At 35.1% G+C, this 16,529-nt stretch carries 29 protein-coding genes; all 29 read left to right on the top strand.

Going from position 1 to position 16,529, the window contains the following annotated elements; all coding sequences use genetic code 11:
• Positions 1-74 precede the first annotated feature (74 nt).
• Positions 75-260, top strand: coding sequence for a helix-turn-helix domain-containing protein (locus ABR854_RS25135; RefSeq protein WP_350268621.1), 186 nt, complete (start codon positions 75-77; stop codon positions 258-260).
• 56 nt (positions 261-316) lie between these two features.
• The gene (locus ABR854_RS25130) at positions 317-463 is read left to right on the top strand and encodes a hypothetical protein (protein ID WP_350268620.1); all 147 of its coding nucleotides are present in this window, start codon (positions 317-319) and stop codon (positions 461-463) included.
• Positions 444-1,355 carry an LPD1 domain-containing protein gene (locus ABR854_RS25125; protein ID WP_350268619.1) on the top strand — a complete coding sequence of 304 codons (912 nt, stop codon included), beginning with the start codon at positions 444-446 and terminating at the stop codon, positions 1,353-1,355. The genes ABR854_RS25130 and ABR854_RS25125 overlap by 20 nt, the downstream gene beginning before the upstream one ends.
• A gap of 139 nt (positions 1,356-1,494) precedes the next feature.
• Positions 1,495-2,118, top strand: a complete 624-nt coding sequence (locus tag ABR854_RS25120; protein WP_350268618.1) for a hypothetical protein — start codon at positions 1,495-1,497, stop codon at positions 2,116-2,118.
• On the top strand, positions 2,115-2,591 hold the full coding sequence (locus tag ABR854_RS25115; protein ID WP_350268617.1) for a hypothetical protein: 477 nt from the start codon (positions 2,115-2,117) through the stop codon (positions 2,589-2,591). The genes ABR854_RS25120 and ABR854_RS25115 overlap by 4 nt, the downstream gene beginning before the upstream one ends.
• Positions 2,578-3,237: a hypothetical protein gene (locus ABR854_RS25110; RefSeq protein WP_350268616.1), complete on the top strand. Its 660-nt coding sequence runs from the start codon at positions 2,578-2,580 to the stop codon at positions 3,235-3,237. Before ABR854_RS25115 ends, ABR854_RS25110 begins: the two co-directional genes overlap by 14 nt.
• 20 nt (positions 3,238-3,257) lie before the next feature.
• Positions 3,258-3,578, top strand: coding sequence for a hypothetical protein (locus ABR854_RS25105; protein ID WP_350268615.1), 321 nt, complete (start codon positions 3,258-3,260; stop codon positions 3,576-3,578).
• Positions 3,578-4,183, top strand: coding sequence for a hypothetical protein (locus ABR854_RS25100; protein ID WP_350268614.1), 606 nt, complete (start codon positions 3,578-3,580; stop codon positions 4,181-4,183). The genes ABR854_RS25105 and ABR854_RS25100 overlap by 1 nt, the downstream gene beginning before the upstream one ends.
• A complete protein-coding gene (locus ABR854_RS25095) occupies positions 4,176-4,349 on the top strand; it encodes a DUF4248 domain-containing protein (protein WP_350268613.1) in 174 nt (57 codons plus the stop codon). Before ABR854_RS25100 ends, ABR854_RS25095 begins: the two co-directional genes overlap by 8 nt.
• A 190-nt stretch (positions 4,350-4,539) precedes the next feature.
• Positions 4,540-4,692 (top strand): hypothetical protein, encoded by a 153-nt coding sequence (locus ABR854_RS25090; RefSeq protein WP_350268612.1) that lies wholly within the window; start codon positions 4,540-4,542, stop codon positions 4,690-4,692.
• Positions 4,692-5,531 (top strand): hypothetical protein, encoded by an 840-nt coding sequence (locus ABR854_RS25085; RefSeq protein WP_350268611.1) that lies wholly within the window; start codon positions 4,692-4,694, stop codon positions 5,529-5,531. The genes ABR854_RS25090 and ABR854_RS25085 overlap by 1 nt, the downstream gene beginning before the upstream one ends.
• A complete protein-coding gene (locus ABR854_RS25080; protein ID WP_350268610.1) occupies positions 5,531-5,887 on the top strand; it encodes a hypothetical protein in 357 nt (118 codons plus the stop codon). Before ABR854_RS25085 ends, ABR854_RS25080 begins: the two co-directional genes overlap by 1 nt.
• 4 nt (positions 5,888-5,891) lie before the next feature.
• Positions 5,892-6,461: a hypothetical protein gene (locus tag ABR854_RS25075; RefSeq protein WP_350268609.1), complete on the top strand. Its 570-nt coding sequence runs from the start codon at positions 5,892-5,894 to the stop codon at positions 6,459-6,461.
• Between the two features lie 2 nt (positions 6,462-6,463).
• A complete protein-coding gene (locus ABR854_RS25070; RefSeq protein ID WP_350268608.1) occupies positions 6,464-6,730 on the top strand; it encodes a hypothetical protein in 267 nt (88 codons plus the stop codon).
• Complete coding sequence (locus tag ABR854_RS25065) at positions 6,727-7,077, top strand: hypothetical protein (protein ID WP_350268607.1); 351 nt, start codon at positions 6,727-6,729, stop codon at positions 7,075-7,077. The genes ABR854_RS25070 and ABR854_RS25065 overlap by 4 nt, the downstream gene beginning before the upstream one ends.
• 4 nt (positions 7,078-7,081) lie before the next feature.
• Positions 7,082-7,210, top strand: coding sequence for a hypothetical protein (locus tag ABR854_RS25060; RefSeq protein WP_350268606.1), 129 nt, complete (start codon positions 7,082-7,084; stop codon positions 7,208-7,210).
• On the top strand, positions 7,207-7,707 hold the full coding sequence (locus ABR854_RS25055; protein WP_350268605.1) for a hypothetical protein: 501 nt from the start codon (positions 7,207-7,209) through the stop codon (positions 7,705-7,707). The genes ABR854_RS25060 and ABR854_RS25055 overlap by 4 nt, the downstream gene beginning before the upstream one ends.
• The gene (locus ABR854_RS25050; protein ID WP_350268604.1) at positions 7,704-8,006 is read left to right on the top strand and encodes a hypothetical protein; all 303 of its coding nucleotides are present in this window, start codon (positions 7,704-7,706) and stop codon (positions 8,004-8,006) included. Before ABR854_RS25055 ends, ABR854_RS25050 begins: the two co-directional genes overlap by 4 nt.
• Before the next feature lie 48 nt (positions 8,007-8,054).
• Positions 8,055-8,240: a hypothetical protein gene (locus ABR854_RS25045; protein WP_350268603.1), complete on the top strand. Its 186-nt coding sequence runs from the start codon at positions 8,055-8,057 to the stop codon at positions 8,238-8,240.
• Complete coding sequence (locus ABR854_RS25040; RefSeq protein WP_350268602.1) at positions 8,240-8,812, top strand: lysozyme; 573 nt, start codon at positions 8,240-8,242, stop codon at positions 8,810-8,812. The genes ABR854_RS25045 and ABR854_RS25040 overlap by 1 nt, the downstream gene beginning before the upstream one ends.
• 4 nt (positions 8,813-8,816) lie before the next feature.
• The gene (locus tag ABR854_RS25035; RefSeq protein ID WP_350268601.1) at positions 8,817-9,281 is read left to right on the top strand and encodes a hypothetical protein; all 465 of its coding nucleotides are present in this window, start codon (positions 8,817-8,819) and stop codon (positions 9,279-9,281) included.
• A gap of 384 nt (positions 9,282-9,665) precedes the next feature.
• Positions 9,666-9,875, top strand: a complete 210-nt coding sequence (locus ABR854_RS25030) for a hypothetical protein (protein ID WP_350268600.1) — start codon at positions 9,666-9,668, stop codon at positions 9,873-9,875.
• Complete coding sequence (locus ABR854_RS25025; protein WP_350268599.1) at positions 9,875-10,405, top strand: M15 family metallopeptidase; 531 nt, start codon at positions 9,875-9,877, stop codon at positions 10,403-10,405. The genes ABR854_RS25030 and ABR854_RS25025 overlap by 1 nt, the downstream gene beginning before the upstream one ends.
• On the top strand, positions 10,402-10,908 hold the full coding sequence (locus ABR854_RS25020) for a phage holin family protein (protein ID WP_350268598.1): 507 nt from the start codon (positions 10,402-10,404) through the stop codon (positions 10,906-10,908). The genes ABR854_RS25025 and ABR854_RS25020 overlap by 4 nt, the downstream gene beginning before the upstream one ends.
• A 2-nt stretch (positions 10,909-10,910) precedes the next feature.
• Complete coding sequence (locus ABR854_RS25015) at positions 10,911-11,216, top strand: hypothetical protein (RefSeq protein WP_350268597.1); 306 nt, start codon at positions 10,911-10,913, stop codon at positions 11,214-11,216.
• On the top strand, positions 11,197-11,514 hold the full coding sequence (locus ABR854_RS25010; protein WP_350268596.1) for a hypothetical protein: 318 nt from the start codon (positions 11,197-11,199) through the stop codon (positions 11,512-11,514). The genes ABR854_RS25015 and ABR854_RS25010 overlap by 20 nt, the downstream gene beginning before the upstream one ends.
• A 58-nt stretch (positions 11,515-11,572) precedes the next feature.
• A complete protein-coding gene (locus ABR854_RS25005; RefSeq protein ID WP_350268595.1) occupies positions 11,573-13,504 on the top strand; it encodes a phage tail-like protein in 1,932 nt (643 codons plus the stop codon).
• A gap of 36 nt (positions 13,505-13,540) precedes the next feature.
• Positions 13,541-14,482: a hypothetical protein gene (locus ABR854_RS25000; protein ID WP_350268594.1), complete on the top strand. Its 942-nt coding sequence runs from the start codon at positions 13,541-13,543 to the stop codon at positions 14,480-14,482.
• Positions 14,479-16,356 (top strand): hypothetical protein, encoded by a 1,878-nt coding sequence (locus ABR854_RS24995; protein WP_350268593.1) that lies wholly within the window; start codon positions 14,479-14,481, stop codon positions 16,354-16,356. The genes ABR854_RS25000 and ABR854_RS24995 overlap by 4 nt, the downstream gene beginning before the upstream one ends.
• Positions 16,357-16,529 lie beyond the last annotated feature (173 nt).

Below are 16,529 nucleotides of genomic sequence, written 5' to 3'. Positions count from 1 at the left end.
GTAATAATTTTATAAATGGCGTTACTGTCCTGATATAAACATAGCAGCAACGCCAAAAGTAACTCTACTCGATCATGGAAAATACAAATAACAAACTCCCACGAAATCGTGATGAATTAGCTAACCGTTATGGAATCTCAAAAAAGACTTTATACCGATGGTTTAAGCGTTCAAAAATAGAAAAGGATATACCCGAAATTTATAAGATTTCGTGTTTCAATATCAATCAAGCAAATATCATTGTAAAAAAATTTGGTTGAAAATTGTCGTTTACATCATACTTTTTTTAATAATTCTCTACTGTAAAATCAATAATATGAAACTCAGAAATTTAAAACCAACTAAAGCAAAATTGCCCGATAATGAGAGAACTATCGGTGGCGATGCTTCCCGTAAATTAATGAATAATAACCTTAAAAAAATCGTTAAAGAAGTTGAACAATATGAAAAATCAAAAAAGTAAACAAATACTTACATCGCCAACAATCAGTCTAAATAGTAGAGCGGACACATATTGGAGGGCTAATGGATTTGATGATTATTTGTCATTTATCCGTCCTAAATTGCAGCTACCAAACTCACTTTCCTTTAGTTCAAACCCTAATTTATTACAAGATAAGTTTGGTATAAAAGATATAGGTTTCGGAAACTGGGTGACTAATGAAGATAGATTCAATTATATGAATGGTCTTATAGTTGCATTATACGACCTTAATAAAGTTTTAAGTTTTGATTTATATTTAGGTCTTGGTGAATTATCTGTCGGTTTCGGTGCGAGAGGTGTTGGCCGTGCATTGGCACACTACGAACCGTTGTCTAAGATTATAAATATAACTCGTTATCATCGTGGCGATGAACCTAAACTCGCTCGTTTTGTGGCTACTGGTGGCATGGGTTCTTTTGCACATGAATACGGTCATTTTCTCGACTATATAGGCGGTGAATATATTGAACCATCAAATAGTATCTTTTCATTAACTGGTGGACACAGTACCGACACAGGCCGTTTACCATGTGGTACTAATCAACATTTACGTAAGATAACAAACGATATTTTAGAAAAGATTTTTTGGAAAGTACCATATAAAAAACAATCAGGATACTATATCCGTTTACTGGCTGCCATTGATAGAGATACCGAAAAAGGTGAGTATTTTATCAGAAGAAATGAACTATTTGCCCGATGGTTTGAAGCGTATATATTTCAAAAACTTAATAGTTTCGGCATTGTAAACCATTTACTTTCCAAAACAAAATACGACCCTCGAATTTACCCAACCATTTCCGAACTTCAACCAATAATACCTTTATTTGATAAGTTTTGTCTTTACTTCAAAAAAGGTTACTTTATTTAAAATACAAATCCGCTCACTATTTTAAAAGTGAGTGGATTTTTTTTTGTTTGGCCTTCTAAGGACTTGTTAAGACACTCATTTGTATTTTCTTCATAGTACCCGTTTATTTTGTGAAAGTAAACCAAAACAACGTGTACGAATGTCTGATGTAGTCGCAAAAAAAACCTTTGGCAGAAATGCTGTGTACGGTGTTCGCCGTAATATACCTTTTACAATCAAAATCAATGAACCAATTGATAAAGCATTAAAAGAGGAAACCCAAAGACGTATCCAGTTAAATCCTGAAATTACCGACCCACGGGAACAGTTTAAAGCCGCTCAATTAGGTTATGAAATCTTGAATGATTGGTTTCTCAACAAATCCATTGGGAATGACCAAGTTAAAAATGTTGCTGATATGGCTCTCAAAGAATCATATCTAAAACTGAAAGAACAAAACCAAATCTTATTGGAAGAAAACAAAACATTGATAAACCCTGATAATTATCAAGATTTACTAAATGACCACAATATTTTACTTCGTAAGTTAGAATCAGCAGAACGACTCATTGAATCCCTTCAACGCACAACCGAAAATGGTCAGTTTGTTTTGCAATTACAAACCGCTAAATCTGAAATAGAAAGGCTAAACATCGAAAATAAATCATTGAAAAATACTATTCGTGAAATTGGTATCTCAATACAAAATGTTAGCGGTTACTTCTACAATAAAGCTTTTTCAGAATTAAAAACTAAGATAATAACCATTTTAACAAATATATGATAAACTCAGAACCCGTTATTGCTCCCAAAAATGTGGACGATAAAACTGAAACACTTCCTGCTATTGATGCTGATAAACCCGTTATGGTGTCCGTTAATAAGGCTCAATTAGATTCTTTAATAGCTGCTAAATCTTTGGCCGAAACAAAAGTTGCACAACTCGAACAGGATATTAAAGATGCTGCTATGATAGGAACTTATTTGTTTGAAACCATTCAAAAAGCTGAAGGTTTAATGTCGCTCGTGCCTGTTGGTAAGATTTCAAAAGCTTTAATACAAGGCAAAATGCCATCGTTTACGGCCGACGAAATTCAAAAACTATTGCTGAAAGCAAAAGACAAAATTGTAAAAGATGATAATTTCAGTCTTGCTGTTGTGCATCTAATTAATATCTACAATAGATACGCTAAAGTTGCTGGCGGTGTAATAGTACCCGAAATTTTTAAAACCGAACTCGAAAATGTCCTTAATTAACGAAAACGATAATATTTCTAAAGAATTGCCAATAGTTGACCTTGCAGCTATTCTTGCTCAGGAATCGCAAACCGTAGAAAAAGCAACGCTTGACTTCTCGGATACTGACGTTCGGGCTAACTATGTAAGTTCCGATTTTTCAGGTGAATTAAAAAATGATACACCTGAAAATAATGAAGATGTTGAAACGGAAACCGATGTAGAAAGCACCGAGCCAAAACGAGACAATTATTTTTATAAGCGTGAAGCAAAACGACTTGTAAGGCTGTTCGATAATGGTTTACGAATGGGGGTTAGACCTCTTTATAAATCTCTCGTTTTAGAACCTAATGATATTAGTCGACTTCGTAAACATAACACGTACTTAAAAACGGCAAAAGCTCAAGGAGTTACAGAAGTTATTTCCCAAGATGATGATATACTTACTGTTCTTGAAAGATATGAACGTTTACAGGAAATGTGCGAAGGTATCCCATTAAGTGAAGATGAAAGCGAAGATTTAGTAAACGATTTGTCAGAAATCTTGAAACTACGACAAAAGTCATTTTTTAGCCCTGAAATGAGTTTAACTATAACGTGTCTCGTCATAATCTTTGCTCGTGTTGAACCCGTTTTATCAGCAAAATTCAAAAAAATGTTTCCATAAACCTTATTAATATTCTCGAAATGAACAAAGGATTGCTAAAATCTCACCTAAACCGTGCAATCGCAAAAGGTGATACCGAAAAAATCGCTAAGTATGAAGCTGAACTTGAAAAATTTGAAGAAGTTCCTACTATTAAACCCGTTGATGATTCTATCATAACCGCTCGTGAACGTCTTAATAATATCTTCAAAATGAAAGATACATTATTGGCTTTTATTGATTATAACGGGAATAGTTATAATTATGACCAAATAGGTAAACTTGATAAAATAGACTTAGACAAAACTAAGTTTTATCAGCGTAAACGTAATGGTTTTACACAACAAATATTCTTCAATTGATGTTTGATATTGATAAAATATTATCTCAAAATGATAATAAACGCCAAATTACCCTGACGACTATTGTTGGCCGTCAGGGAGTTGGCAAAACTACGTACATTCTCAGCGAACTCGTAAGAAATATGTTATTAACAAAAGGTGTACTAATTTATGATTACAGTTCCGAAGCTAAATATCAAACAATCCCTCTAATACTTTTAAAGGATTTAAAACGATGGAACTCAAAAGGTATTTATCGTATTTATGACCCTGACCCCCTCAAAGTTTTTAAAGCAATTAGAGCCGATGTAAGAAACTGTTTTTTAATTTGCGAAGATGCAAAATCATACATGAATCCAAACTTACAAAGCGAAATTGCCGAAGTTTTAGGTATCCGTCGGCAACTTGGAATTGATATTGTTTGCAATTTTTGGGCATTAGAAAATGTGCCGCCCGTGGTCTTGACCTATTCTAATTTTATCACAATTTTTAAAACCCGTGATAAACTTGAAAAAATAGAAAAACTTGATAAAATCCCTAATACCGAAGATGTTGTAAAAGTTTGGCAAGCTGTACAAAAGCACTCTAATCAATACTATAAATTAACGATTTCCACAAATGGATAAATGTTGGACATATCAAGCTATTTTATTGAAATACAATGTTAATAATCGGCAATTTAAACGGTTATTATTGCCCATTTCTGACGAACTCGAAAAAATAGGCTACAAAAACGGTCAGCGTTTATTCTCTCCTAAACAAATCAAACTAATTTTTGATTATCTTGATTAATTTATTGTATTGTGTATTGTTATAAAAAGCCTTAATAGGGCTTTTTTTTTATGGTTTTGGGTGGACTTGTTAAGACTTGTTTGTTCATCGTTGTACAGGTGTGTTTTTGTGTGTCTATTAATGTAATTTGTTAGTTTTTGGTTCTTCTAAATTTGAATCCAAAGTTAATAACAAATAAAATCATTAAACAATGTTTACTAAAGGCGAAATCAATATTGGTTACATTATCTCAACTGTTGCCGCTGTTGTTATTGGTGGTGGAATTCTTATCTTTATTATGAAAAAACGAAAAGAAAAAGAACAACCTACAATTGCAAATATCGAAGAAAAGACAGCCGAGTAATGAATGCTTTAACCGTAACCGATTTAGAAAACTTCGCAAATGGTAAACCTGTTAGCGTTCAAAATTTTAAAAACTCAAATACAAACATGGAACAATTGACACCTGCCGAACAAAATCTAATTAAGGCAAACTTACAGTTTACCAACTTCTTCTTAGATTCAGATTTAGAAGGCGAACAGTTTACGTTTACTCTCTCTAACGCTTCGACTGCTTCGCAAACTATTGTGCTTTTCAAAGGGGCTGATAGTACCATTTCAACTACATTTATCGGTTCTCTTGGAACTGTTGTTCCTATTCTCGATGGTCAATTGAAACCAACACCGAGTGGTTCTGTTGATTCAGGTGATTTGTCATTGGTGACAGCTTCTTCAGGCACTCCAAATCTTACGATTGCAAATATGATGGCGTATCTTGCATCGAAAAACACCGAGATTACAAAAATTCGTGCAACTTTCAGTGATACGCTACAAGTTTCGCAAACGTTGATTTTGAAAAAAATCAATCCTTTGAAAAATCTTCGTGATGATTTCTTTATGTTTTCTGACGATAGACTGAAAGGAGTTTCAGACCAAAATACATTTGATATTACAAAGTCAATTTATCTCACACGAGATAATGCTTTGCAATATAATTTATTGCCGGGTTCTTCTTCAGTTCCTAATCGAGTAACATTTACTTTCTTCTTTGGTTTGCAAATGAAAGATTCTACAATGTTCGGCCGTGTGATGGAATTGTATAAATCTGCTGCTCGTCGTGTTGCTCCTGCTGGTGTATTGAACGAAGTTGCTGCTGACGTTACAACTCTGAATAATTCTCCTGTAACGATGCTTCTTAACTAATGTTAGCCAAAGGTATATACGGCTTTAATTTTCGTAAAGACATGATGCCCGTTAGTGTTGCCTCTGTAAACACAAAAACGGGCATCATCGACATAAACGAAACTGTGTGGAATACTTTACCAGCAAACGTAAAGTTTTTTGTATTGTTACATGAGTACGCTCATATAGAATATCAAACCACCTCAGAACTTAAAGCCGATGAAATGGCATTGATGCTTTTTGAAAAACAAGGTTATACCGAACGTGAAGCTATCAATACTTTAATTTCATTATTACCTTTTACTACCTACGAACATTTCAAAAGAGTTTCTAATCTCGAACGTATCTCATTATCCGACGATAATCAAATAACTTAAAATTATGGTTACTGCTTCTCATGCCGAAATGCAATTCGCCTTGCAAAATATGGCTAAACAACAACCTACAATGCTCAACCTTACTGGTGGGCTATCTGGCTCTTTAACTCACATCGGTTATGGACATGGACACTTTGGACATTTCCTTTTTACTGATTCCACAACGGGGAAAAAGTATGCTGCTGCCGCTCACGATGATGGTAATATTTATGTCAAAACTTCGGGCTGGGCTTCAAATGTTCCAAATTACGCTATTAGTCCTTCTCAATTGAGTGATGATTTAGTAGATGCCAATTTAGGTACTATCAATGCTTTATTTCCTGCTATTGCAAATGAATTAAGATTTAGAAAAGATACGCCATTTGCAGCGGTTGAAAATGGAACTACTGTTTCTGTCGGTGGTGCTATTATTCAAAACTCAACTGGTGGTAATGCTATTTCTACTCTCGTAAATGGTAACACCGTTTCGCCAAATAGCAAAACTGAACCTAAAAAATGGGTAATGCCTGCTATTATTGGCGGTGTTATTTTGGTTCTTGGTGGGCTTGCTTATTGGGCTTTCAAAGGTAAGTAAGTATGGTTACTTACATAGAAAACCCAACTGATAGCCGAGTTTTATCAAGTTATCTATCTAATAATGAGGTAGATTTTGGCCTAAATATCCTTAGAAATACTATCGGTTTGAATGTAGTTAGAAATGTTGACAAATCAAGCTCACAGTTTAATAATGCAGGTATTAAACCGAATAATTCCGTAAAAAAAGATTTTTCAATGTATTATATCGGGGGTTTAATTGGTCTTATTTTTCTGTTTTTAATCATCCTTATTGCTCGTAAAGTATGAAATTCGGTACAGTATATGCAAAAGGTAAGATTGTGACGGTGTATCGTCAGCCATCTACCAAAAAAGAATATGAGTATGATACCGTTCTTCGTAGTGAAGAAGTAGGCATATCAACGGGACAAACGTTTTCTAATTCAACTGGTAAGTATATCGAATTAGTAAGATTAGGAGTTTCCGAATTGCTATACGTCAAAATAGATGATGTTTCCTATAATATCGAAGAAACGCTTGACAATCTTTTACCTACGGCTTCGGTTAAAGCTTCTATCTCTAAAAATAAATTGCCTTGGATAATCGGTAGTGCTATTGCTCTACTTATTCTAATTGTTGTTATCGTAAAAAAATAAAATTATGCCTTCTATCATTGTTTCATTGTTTGCTAAACCACTCCAAGGTGTTCTTATTGTTACGGCAATAATGGCAGCAATCTATTTTGTCGGGCGTGAAGTGGGTATCGCTAAAATTGAATCTGAGGTATGAAAAAAGTTTTTGATTTTACTCGAAACAATGCAAATGTAGTTTGGGGTGTTGTAGCTGTTTTAATTTTTGCTTTCTTATTTATTATGGGGCGAAAAGCAGGTATCGCAAAAGCACAACAAACAAAGAAAATTGTGCCTTATCCTGATGGCGGTAAGTCGCTCGGTGACTGGCCAAAAGGCTCTAATACAGCAGGTAAAACAGTTGATGAAATAGCGACCGAATGGGCAAAAAAAGTTCTTGACGTTACGGATGGGGTTTGGATAACAAGCCCCATTCCGCAAAATGACCGTCGTCTAAATGTTTTCATTAGTCTATCAGCATTAAGTAATGACCAGCTTACTGCCGTATATAATAAGTATAATCTTAATCACGGAAATAAGTTTTGGGGATTCACATTCGTAAGCATGACAGAAGTTATTTATAATGAAGTGCTTGCTTATGGTAGTGATGTTCAAGCTAAACTCGTAAACCGCTTAAAATCTCTAAAATTGAAATGAAAAAGCTATTTAAAAAACCTTCTTTTTGGTTTATTCTATTGACTATTATAGGTCTTATTATCGCCCGTATTATTCAGGTTAGAAACAATCTAAAAAAGAAAGCTAACACATTTGGTGCCGATTTGAGTACGTCCGCAATTACAAAAGCATTCTTTACTGAGCCGATTTTCGTTGCAAATCAAGTTAGTAGTAATGTTAATATTCCTCTTAAAGTCAATGTAATTGACCCTACTCAAACTGTTGCTCAGAGTATTGGCAATGTAACAAATAAGGTGTTTATGGGTATTGAGGACGTATAGTCTATAATAAAATTTTAAATTCACAATTACAAAATTAATTCATTTGTTATGACTTCAAATAAAACATCTCAAACGGTCTCAAATAACGGTAAGTCTATCCTCGAAAATGTTTTGAACCCGTCTGTTACACTTACTTTCGAGCCGACAAATATAATTTACATCGGCCTTACAATCTTTGCCGCAATCACACTTTCGGGTTTAGTCGTTGAAGGTATCAAAAAACTAATGAGATAATGGATATTTCTGCCAATGGTTTGTCATTCCTTAAAAAGCGTGAAGGCTTAGAACTTCAAGCCTATAATAAAGATGGTGTTTGGACTATTGGTTTTGGAAATACTTTCTATGAAAACGGTAAGCCAGTTCAAAAAGGTGATACTATTACAGTCGAACGTGCAAACAGTCTTTTTAATACAATTGCAAAACGCTTCGCTAAAGATGTTGTCGCTTTATTGACTGTTAAAATAACTCAAAATCAGTTTGATGCTTTAGTAAGTTTAGCTTACAATATCGGGATACCACGTTTCAAAAGTTCATCCTTATTGAAAAAAGTAAACATCAATCCAGCCGATTCAAGTATCAAAACTGAGTTTTTAAAATGGGCATATTCTCAAAATAAAATACTTTCAGGGCTTGTCAATCGACGTAATTTAGAAGCTGATTTATATTTCTCTGATTATATAATTCCGTTTGTAAATGTTCCTGTAAAAAAGTTTAATATTTTATTAATTGCTGCTTTAATTGGCGTTACTGGAGTTGTTTATTACACAAAAGCCCATAAAATTTTTATTAACTGGTTAACAAAATAAAATCATGGTTACTGCAAATCAATTATCCTACATAGATAACTATACAAGCCCTGAAAATCTTAATTTTTTGGGTATTTGTCTTAGTAAATCGTGCCGAGAAACAAAAGCAAAAACAAAAATCATTAAAGCTCAGGCAAAAGCAGACGCAAAAGTAGAGCGTGCGAAGCGTAATACTGACCGTGCTATTAAACTGGCTGAAAAAGGTATTGATACTTCATGGGCTGGTTTTGGCAAAGGTCTTATAGGTGGTTTTTCTACATTATTGGGTAGTAATTCAGGTAGTAATATTGGCAGCATAGGCGGCTTATTAAATACTGGACAAAATACCGACCCATTGTATGAGGCTGATTCTTATAAGTATGGCCAAATTGACGATACTCCTACCCCAAGAAACGATGCCTTATACATTGGGTTAGGTGTTGGTTTAGTTATCGTTGGTTTGATTGTTTGGGCAATCGCTAAAAAATAATAGTTATGGACAAAACTTGGAAATACGTTGGCTACATTGCGGTTTTGCTCTCAATAACGGCCAACATTTTTACACTCTACTACTACCTGAAAAAAGATGAAAAAGTCAACTAAAATTATCCTCGATGTTGTGGCTGCAATTGCTGCAATCGGTGGGGGTGCTTACTGGTATTCTCGTGAAAAAACTGAGTGTCAATGCAAAAAAACTGCTTAAAATGAAAACTGGTACTAAAATTATTATTGCCTTACTCTCAATTATAGTATTTGCCGAATTTGCTTATTATTTCGCATGGCAACAAAAATTAAAAACTTTAGAAGCTCAATATAAATCGTGAGTTTTCAGGTCGTAACAATCAAATCTTAATCACATTTTATTTTTACTAATATGGCAAAGAAATCATCAAAATCTTCAAAGTCAGGTGGACGTACTCCCGATAAACGCACCACTAAAAGCCCAAAATTAAAAGCAGCTCAAAATAAATTCGCCAAATTAAATAAAACGGCTTTTGAGTTGGCTCACAAAGACGGGCAAAAAGGCAATCCACAAAAATCGGTTGCTAAATATTATAAAGATGCCAAAAACATTGTGTACTAATGTCTTCAACAAACTACGACCAAATAAGCCTTAAAAGAATTGAAACGGCTCACCCTTTAATTCGTGAAGTATTGCGTAAAGCTTTTATGCAAGCATCAGACCAATTGACGGGTGATGTCTTTTTAAGACTTGCTTATGTTACCCGTACATTCGATGAACAAACTGAACTGTACAAATTAGGTCGCAGTATTTTATTTAAAAACGGTGTTCGTCAAGGCATCGTAACTTGGGCAAAAGCTGGTCAATCTTTCCATAATTACGGGCTTGCATTTGATATTGTTTTGATTCATAAAAATGCTCCAAAAGCCGAGTTTTCTACAACTGGCGATTTCGATGCAGATAAGGAAGCTGACTGGATGGAAGTTGTCGAAGTATTCAAGGTATATGGTTTTGAATGGGGCGGTGACTGGAAAACAAATAAAGATTTACCACACTTCCAAAAAACATTTGGCCGAACATGGTCTGAACTTTTAAAACTACACTCCCAAAAAGATTTTATAAACGGTACTCAATTTGTCAAACTCACATGAAACCATTAACCGCTTTGAAAAACGTTCTTTTACTCGTACCTGACCATAAGGATATAGTCGGTGTATCTTCTATTTTAGCATTGTGCTGGGAGTTCCTTTTGAAAAGATGGGAACTTGATGTGATAATGTTACCCTCAATAATCATTTTAGTTGCCGTAAACACTTGGTCGGGTGTTCGTCGGGCTAAATTTAAAAATGAATTCTCAAAGTCTGTTTTGAGAGAAAAAACCCAAAACAAATGTATAGGCTATGCAATTTGGCTTATTTGTATGTATGTGTTGTGTTTAATGGTTGTCAGTAGTATAGGCTCAAAAGAAACGTTCTTTTCTATTGATTGGCTACACTTTCCTATCTCTGTGACTTATCTTTTTATCGCTGGTGTTGAAATATTAAGCACAAAAGCAAACCTCAATGAAACTGGAGTGAAAACACCGACTTTTATCACCGATAAAATTGAAGATTTTGTAGAAACTGGTAAAATAAGACCAATTAAAGAAAATTGATTATGAAAGTTAATTTTAAAATGCTCACTATCGGTGTCTTGCTCGTGGCTCTTGCCTCTTTTCTATATTTCCTTGATTCGGATTCTATTTCATCTCAAGCAACGCCAGCCATTGATAGTGTAGTGATTCTGAAAGATAGTATATCAAAACTTCAAAACCTAAACTCTATACTCCAACATGAAAAAACTGAAATTGCTCGTCAGCGTGACTTGCTTAATAATCGGAACACTTCATTGCTCGAAAATATGCGGGCAATCAATTCCGACTTATCAAGACAGCCTAAACATAGTGACCGAGTTCGTAAGTAATGCCAACAAACTTAAAGATAGCTTGACAGAACTCAAATATGCTCGTCAGAAAATCGCATTACTTCGTGCCGATTCTGTTCGGCTTTCTTCGCTCAATGCTTCATTAATTGTTTCTCTCAAAGAAACTCGTGAATCGGCAGCCTACTATCAATCTCGATGGGATACAGTCGAAAAATTATTCACCGTTCGGCAAAGAAATAATAAACTTGTAATAGTACCAAAAGGACGTTATAAACGAGCCTTTTTTGATTTTTGTAAAATCGGTGCTGGTTTCTTATTCGGTAAAATCAAATCTTAATTATATTTATAAAATCAAATCTTAATTATATCTATAAAATCAAATCTTAATTATATCTATGAAAAAGCTATTTTCTCTAATTATTTTCTTTTTTTGGTTAGCTGCTGGTAACGCTCAAATTATCGTTAATGAAGGTGAATTGACCGAAAAACAAAATGACTATTATTTGCAACCCACGGAACGAAATGGTGTTAGTGTAAAGCGTTCTTTACCCGTTTCTACACTTCAAAAATTCTTTTTAAACTCTATTCGTTCTTTTGTCAATAGTAAAAAACACGTCGTTTCTTCTATATCAGAATTACAAACCTTTACAGATGCCAATATTGCCGATTTTGATGGCTCAACGTGGAAAAGAATAACACAACTCAATCATAATAAAATTTCAAACGGAGGTTCTTTTGCTGGTACAATTCAAAGGGTTTCTTCTGATATATATTGGGAACGTCAAATCTATAATAAAGAGGTTTTCCCCGAATGGTTTGGTGCATTGCATGATTGGAATAGCGTTACAAAAACAGGTACAGATGCAACGGAGGCCGTACAAAAAGCTGTGAATTATGCTATTGAACTTGGCGGTGGGGTTGTAATTATTAATGATAAAACCTTAATAAACGGAACTGTATATATTAATCCAATATACAGCGAGTCAGTCACTATTAAAGGCAATGGCGGCTACAATGTAGGCGGACAAATCAAAAGTTCTGCTATTTATCGGCAAACAAGAGGAGATGTTTTTCGTATTAATTACAAAGCTGACTCCACCGCTTCACTTCCATTCCCTCAGTTATATGCAAGGTTCTCTATAATAGGTGTTCAAGGTATTCGTGTCGAAAAAACAGGTGGGGGATATAATACAGGAATGACGCTTATAAAAGCGTTTCGTACTCAAAGTGCTACCGTCAAAGATTGTGGTACAACTGGATTCGATTATTTGATTTTTCAGCCTGACGCTGACGCTAACAATATGGATAACTACTGTGACCAGTGGTTAATACAAAATGTCAATTCTCATAACTCAACAAAGGGATTTATGAGGTTATACATGACAGATGCCTCTATAATTTCTCGATTTACTTTTCACGACCCACTTGATGGGGCTAATGAAGGGATTACCATAAAATACGGTACTACAACTATGATAAGCGAAGGAGTCTTCTGGAATCCTGTGGAAACTGATGCCACATTGACAGGGAGTAGTTGTATTAATCTTATTGGTTGCCGTGCTTCTACTATTCAAGGCATTCATTTTGAGTACGTTCATAATGAATCTGCTATAAAATTAACCTCTTGCAATTCAATTAACATCCGTCAAATTCATTCGAGATATTTTAGCAATATTTTTTTCTTTCTCAATAATAATCAAAACGTAAAAATTGATGGTTGGGATTCTTGGGAAGATAAAAATATAGGGGGCAAAGATATTTTTGCCTATCTAAATAACAACAATATTGTGATTTCTAATTCTACATTCACAGGCTTTTTGTCGAATAAATTAAGAAGTCCTGTTTTTGATGGCGATATAAGAATTAATACCGATTCTTATACTGATGTAACCGACGCAAATTATACAGTAAGTAACGTCGTTGGTGATATAAAATTAAGATTGCCTAATATTACCGCAAATCGTACTATTTTATTGCCTAATCCTGTCGCAAATATAAAGCTTACTATTTATAACCGAAATAATTCATCTTATAACTGGCAGACTAACCAAAGTTTATTAATGCCTGATGGTACTGGTATAACTACTCTTAGAAATAATTGTGTGTATATTGTAGAAGGTAATTCAACAGGGTTTTCAAATTATAGAGTCGTTTCTATTTTATCTGATAATATTCTGCCTACAAGATTGACCGCTACACAAGCAAGTTCTATTGCTTCTCCCGAAGAAGGTCTAATATTATACGTTACCAACACAAACGCAACATTTCCTTCTAAAGGTTGGTGGGGCTTTGATGGCTCAACGTGGAAACAACTAAATAATAATTAATTATATCCGTATTTAGTTTTATAACCTACAATGCTTATGAAAACCTTCAAAGCCTTTATATTTTTTTCTGTAATGACCACAATTGGATTTGTGGTCTATTACTTTTTCGAGCAAGATTGGCAGTCAATTTGGGCTTTTATCAATGGGAAATCTACGGTTAATCCATTGAAAAAATACGCTTTTTATAATCTCTTTACTGTTGGTACTGTTAGTGTACATACTAATAACAGTAGCACCGCCAACAATAGCACCGCCAACAGTAGCACCGCCAACAATAGCACCGCCAACAATAGCACCGCCAACAATAGCACCGCTAACAATAGCACCGCCAACAGTAGCACCGCCAACAGTAGCACCACCAACAATAGTAGCACAGCCATTAGTAGTGCTACTGGCAGTGGCTCTGATTTTCGTTTTGTTGAAAAATCAAACGGAAAATCATTTCCCGATAAACCGCAAGGTAATTCTTATACATTCGTTCATTTTCCCTCACATTGCCGTGTTTGTACGCCTGTTGAAACTACTCCTATGAATGCTTTTGCTCATTGTGAATATGGTCTTAAAAATTCATCTGGCGAGGAAATAGTTCATCTTTTGGATACCATTGGCGGTTTTCATCCAAATTTTTTTGATGTTAATCAACGCTCACAAAAAGGTAATGATTATTACAAATGGGTTGATAACTGGGCTTCTGAATTTAAACCATTTGGCAATTTTAATAATCCTATTGACCGTGGCAATAACCATTTCGATGCTTATAAAAAATATCTGATTGATGGCTCTTATACCTTTTGGTATCGAAATAAGTCAAATACTCGTCACTCCGTAACGGCTGGGTTTATCAGAGCTACTAATGGTGAAGGAGATTTAAACGTAATTGTCGAACCGTATGGTTACGTTGAAAAAGTTTTGAATATTTCTTCAAACGGTGACGAATACGACCCTTATAAAATCAATACTAATAATTACATATTATGAAAAAACTAATTTTGCTATTGCTGCTTTCGTTATCGGTCGTAGCCCAAGAAAAAAAGATTTTTGCGGTAGATGAAACCGAAAAAGTTTACGTGCTTTTTGTCCGAAATGATTCGGTAGGCGTTGTTTATCAAGGCAAAAATTCGGCCTTTACTGCCGATGGTGTCTATGCCTATAACTTTTCGGCCTTTGATATGGGGCTAAAAGGTTTTATCAGATTCGATGGCTTAAAAAACAGTATAGAAGCCGCTCAGAAAAATATTCGTACAGTTAAAACAGATACAACAAATTCTGTTTTTTCTAAGGTGGTCAATACTCCTTTGTCCGAAATCTCTACGGTTGCTTTTCCGAAACCTTTAAACTATCCAAAAGCCCGATACTTGATAGAAGCGGCCGACTGGGTAAATGTCTCTGACAAAAAAGGAACGATAACCAATATGCAGGGCTATGACTTCGCACCGATAGAAATGAATCAAGGTGAGAATATTTACACCTACAAAGATTGGAATCAAAACTATATTTCTATCAAAGGTCGAGATATTTGGAAAGAAGGCAATAAAACATATTTTATCAAACCAAAAGGATATAATACCTCTCTTGAATACAATTTAATGGACTTCGATTTGAAGTTCCCCGATTTTAGTTTACCTGCAAATAAGACCGTAGTAATGCAACCAACCCCGAAGCGTGAAATCGGGGTTTATAATTATTTGCGAAAAGGTGTCACGGCCGTAAAAGGTCGCACCGATAAAAATGGTTTTGTTTTTGTTTCTGATGAGTGGTTGACTGATTTAGGCTGTCCGTCGGCCTATACATCAACAAAAGCCGAAATGGATAAATGGTGCGAAAATGTTGATGCAGATGCTTTGCTAAATTCGTTCATCGAAAGGGTATATTACCCGTGCCGTTGGGCAAACGTTGTGCTATTGAATTGGGAACACGTTGGAAATCGTTTTAATGTTCGTCAGGATAAAATAATTAAATGTCTTGAATACTGGAAAAACCACGAACATACTGCCAAACTTGGTATGTATGCTGTCAATGGCTTATCGTTGGGACGGCCAAAATTTCAGGGCTTAAACCATAATTATTCGGATTTGCTTACTTTTAATGGCACTCTCGAACAGTTCCAAAAAAAATTTAACGATGATGTTAGCGTAGATTTTACCTATGCAAAGTATGCCGAAATAGCCATGATAGGCGGCTACATGAATTACCCGATTGAAGAAGGAATTTTACATCATTATCTTTTCGAGTTGATGATGCACCGAAAATTCAATCCGAATAAAACGATACTTGCAAATACATGGTTCGATATGGAGTTCATATCGGGTTTTGATATTGGCCGTGTAAAAGTAGAATCGGCTGATGGTACTTATTTCGCTCAGGTAAAGCCAAAAGTGTTTCCCTCCGTTGCATTTAACTGGGGCGTTTGGTCTGTGGCCATTGGTGACGGGATTGATGTTTGGTCTGACCCTAACTACTGGGATAACGACAAACGTTTTTGGGGCTGGGGGGCTAAAGACTTAAACATGAATGATTTACCGTTGAAACATGACGAAGTACTGGCTAAATATCCAGCACAACCCATGAAAGCCATTGACTGGGTAATGTCGGGCGTTTATTCGGTAAGCATGAATAAAGATATTATAGACCATTCAAGCGAGTGGCAGTTCGTTACGCTTCCTACTCAATCTTTCCATGATAAATCGGTCTTGATAGCTTACAAAATAAAAGGAAATGAAGCCCTTGTACTTGCCTTAGATGCTTTTGCTAAAGTTGATGCCGAAAAAGTGCATGAGTTTTCTATAAATAATAAAAAATACGACATAAGAACATTCGGGCGTTTTACGAGTGTGGTTAGGCTCAGTTTATGATTAGGTTAAATAAATTTTAGAAAGTTTTCAGAAAAGCCGTCCAATTGTGACGGTTTTTTTTTGTGTCGTTCCTGGTGTGACACAGCTCAGTTCAATCACAATGGCCAAGTTACGATGTGAGCTATCGCCCTTGTATGCTCCTGGTAAAGTCACAAAAAAAACGGATACTTTTT

Origin of the sequence: Emticicia sp. W12TSBA100-4, from assembly GCF_040253585.1 — a bacterium.
Taxonomy (GTDB): Bacteria; Bacteroidota; Bacteroidia; order Cytophagales; family Spirosomataceae; genus Emticicia.
This window is presented reverse-complemented; position numbering and strand designations above follow the sequence as displayed.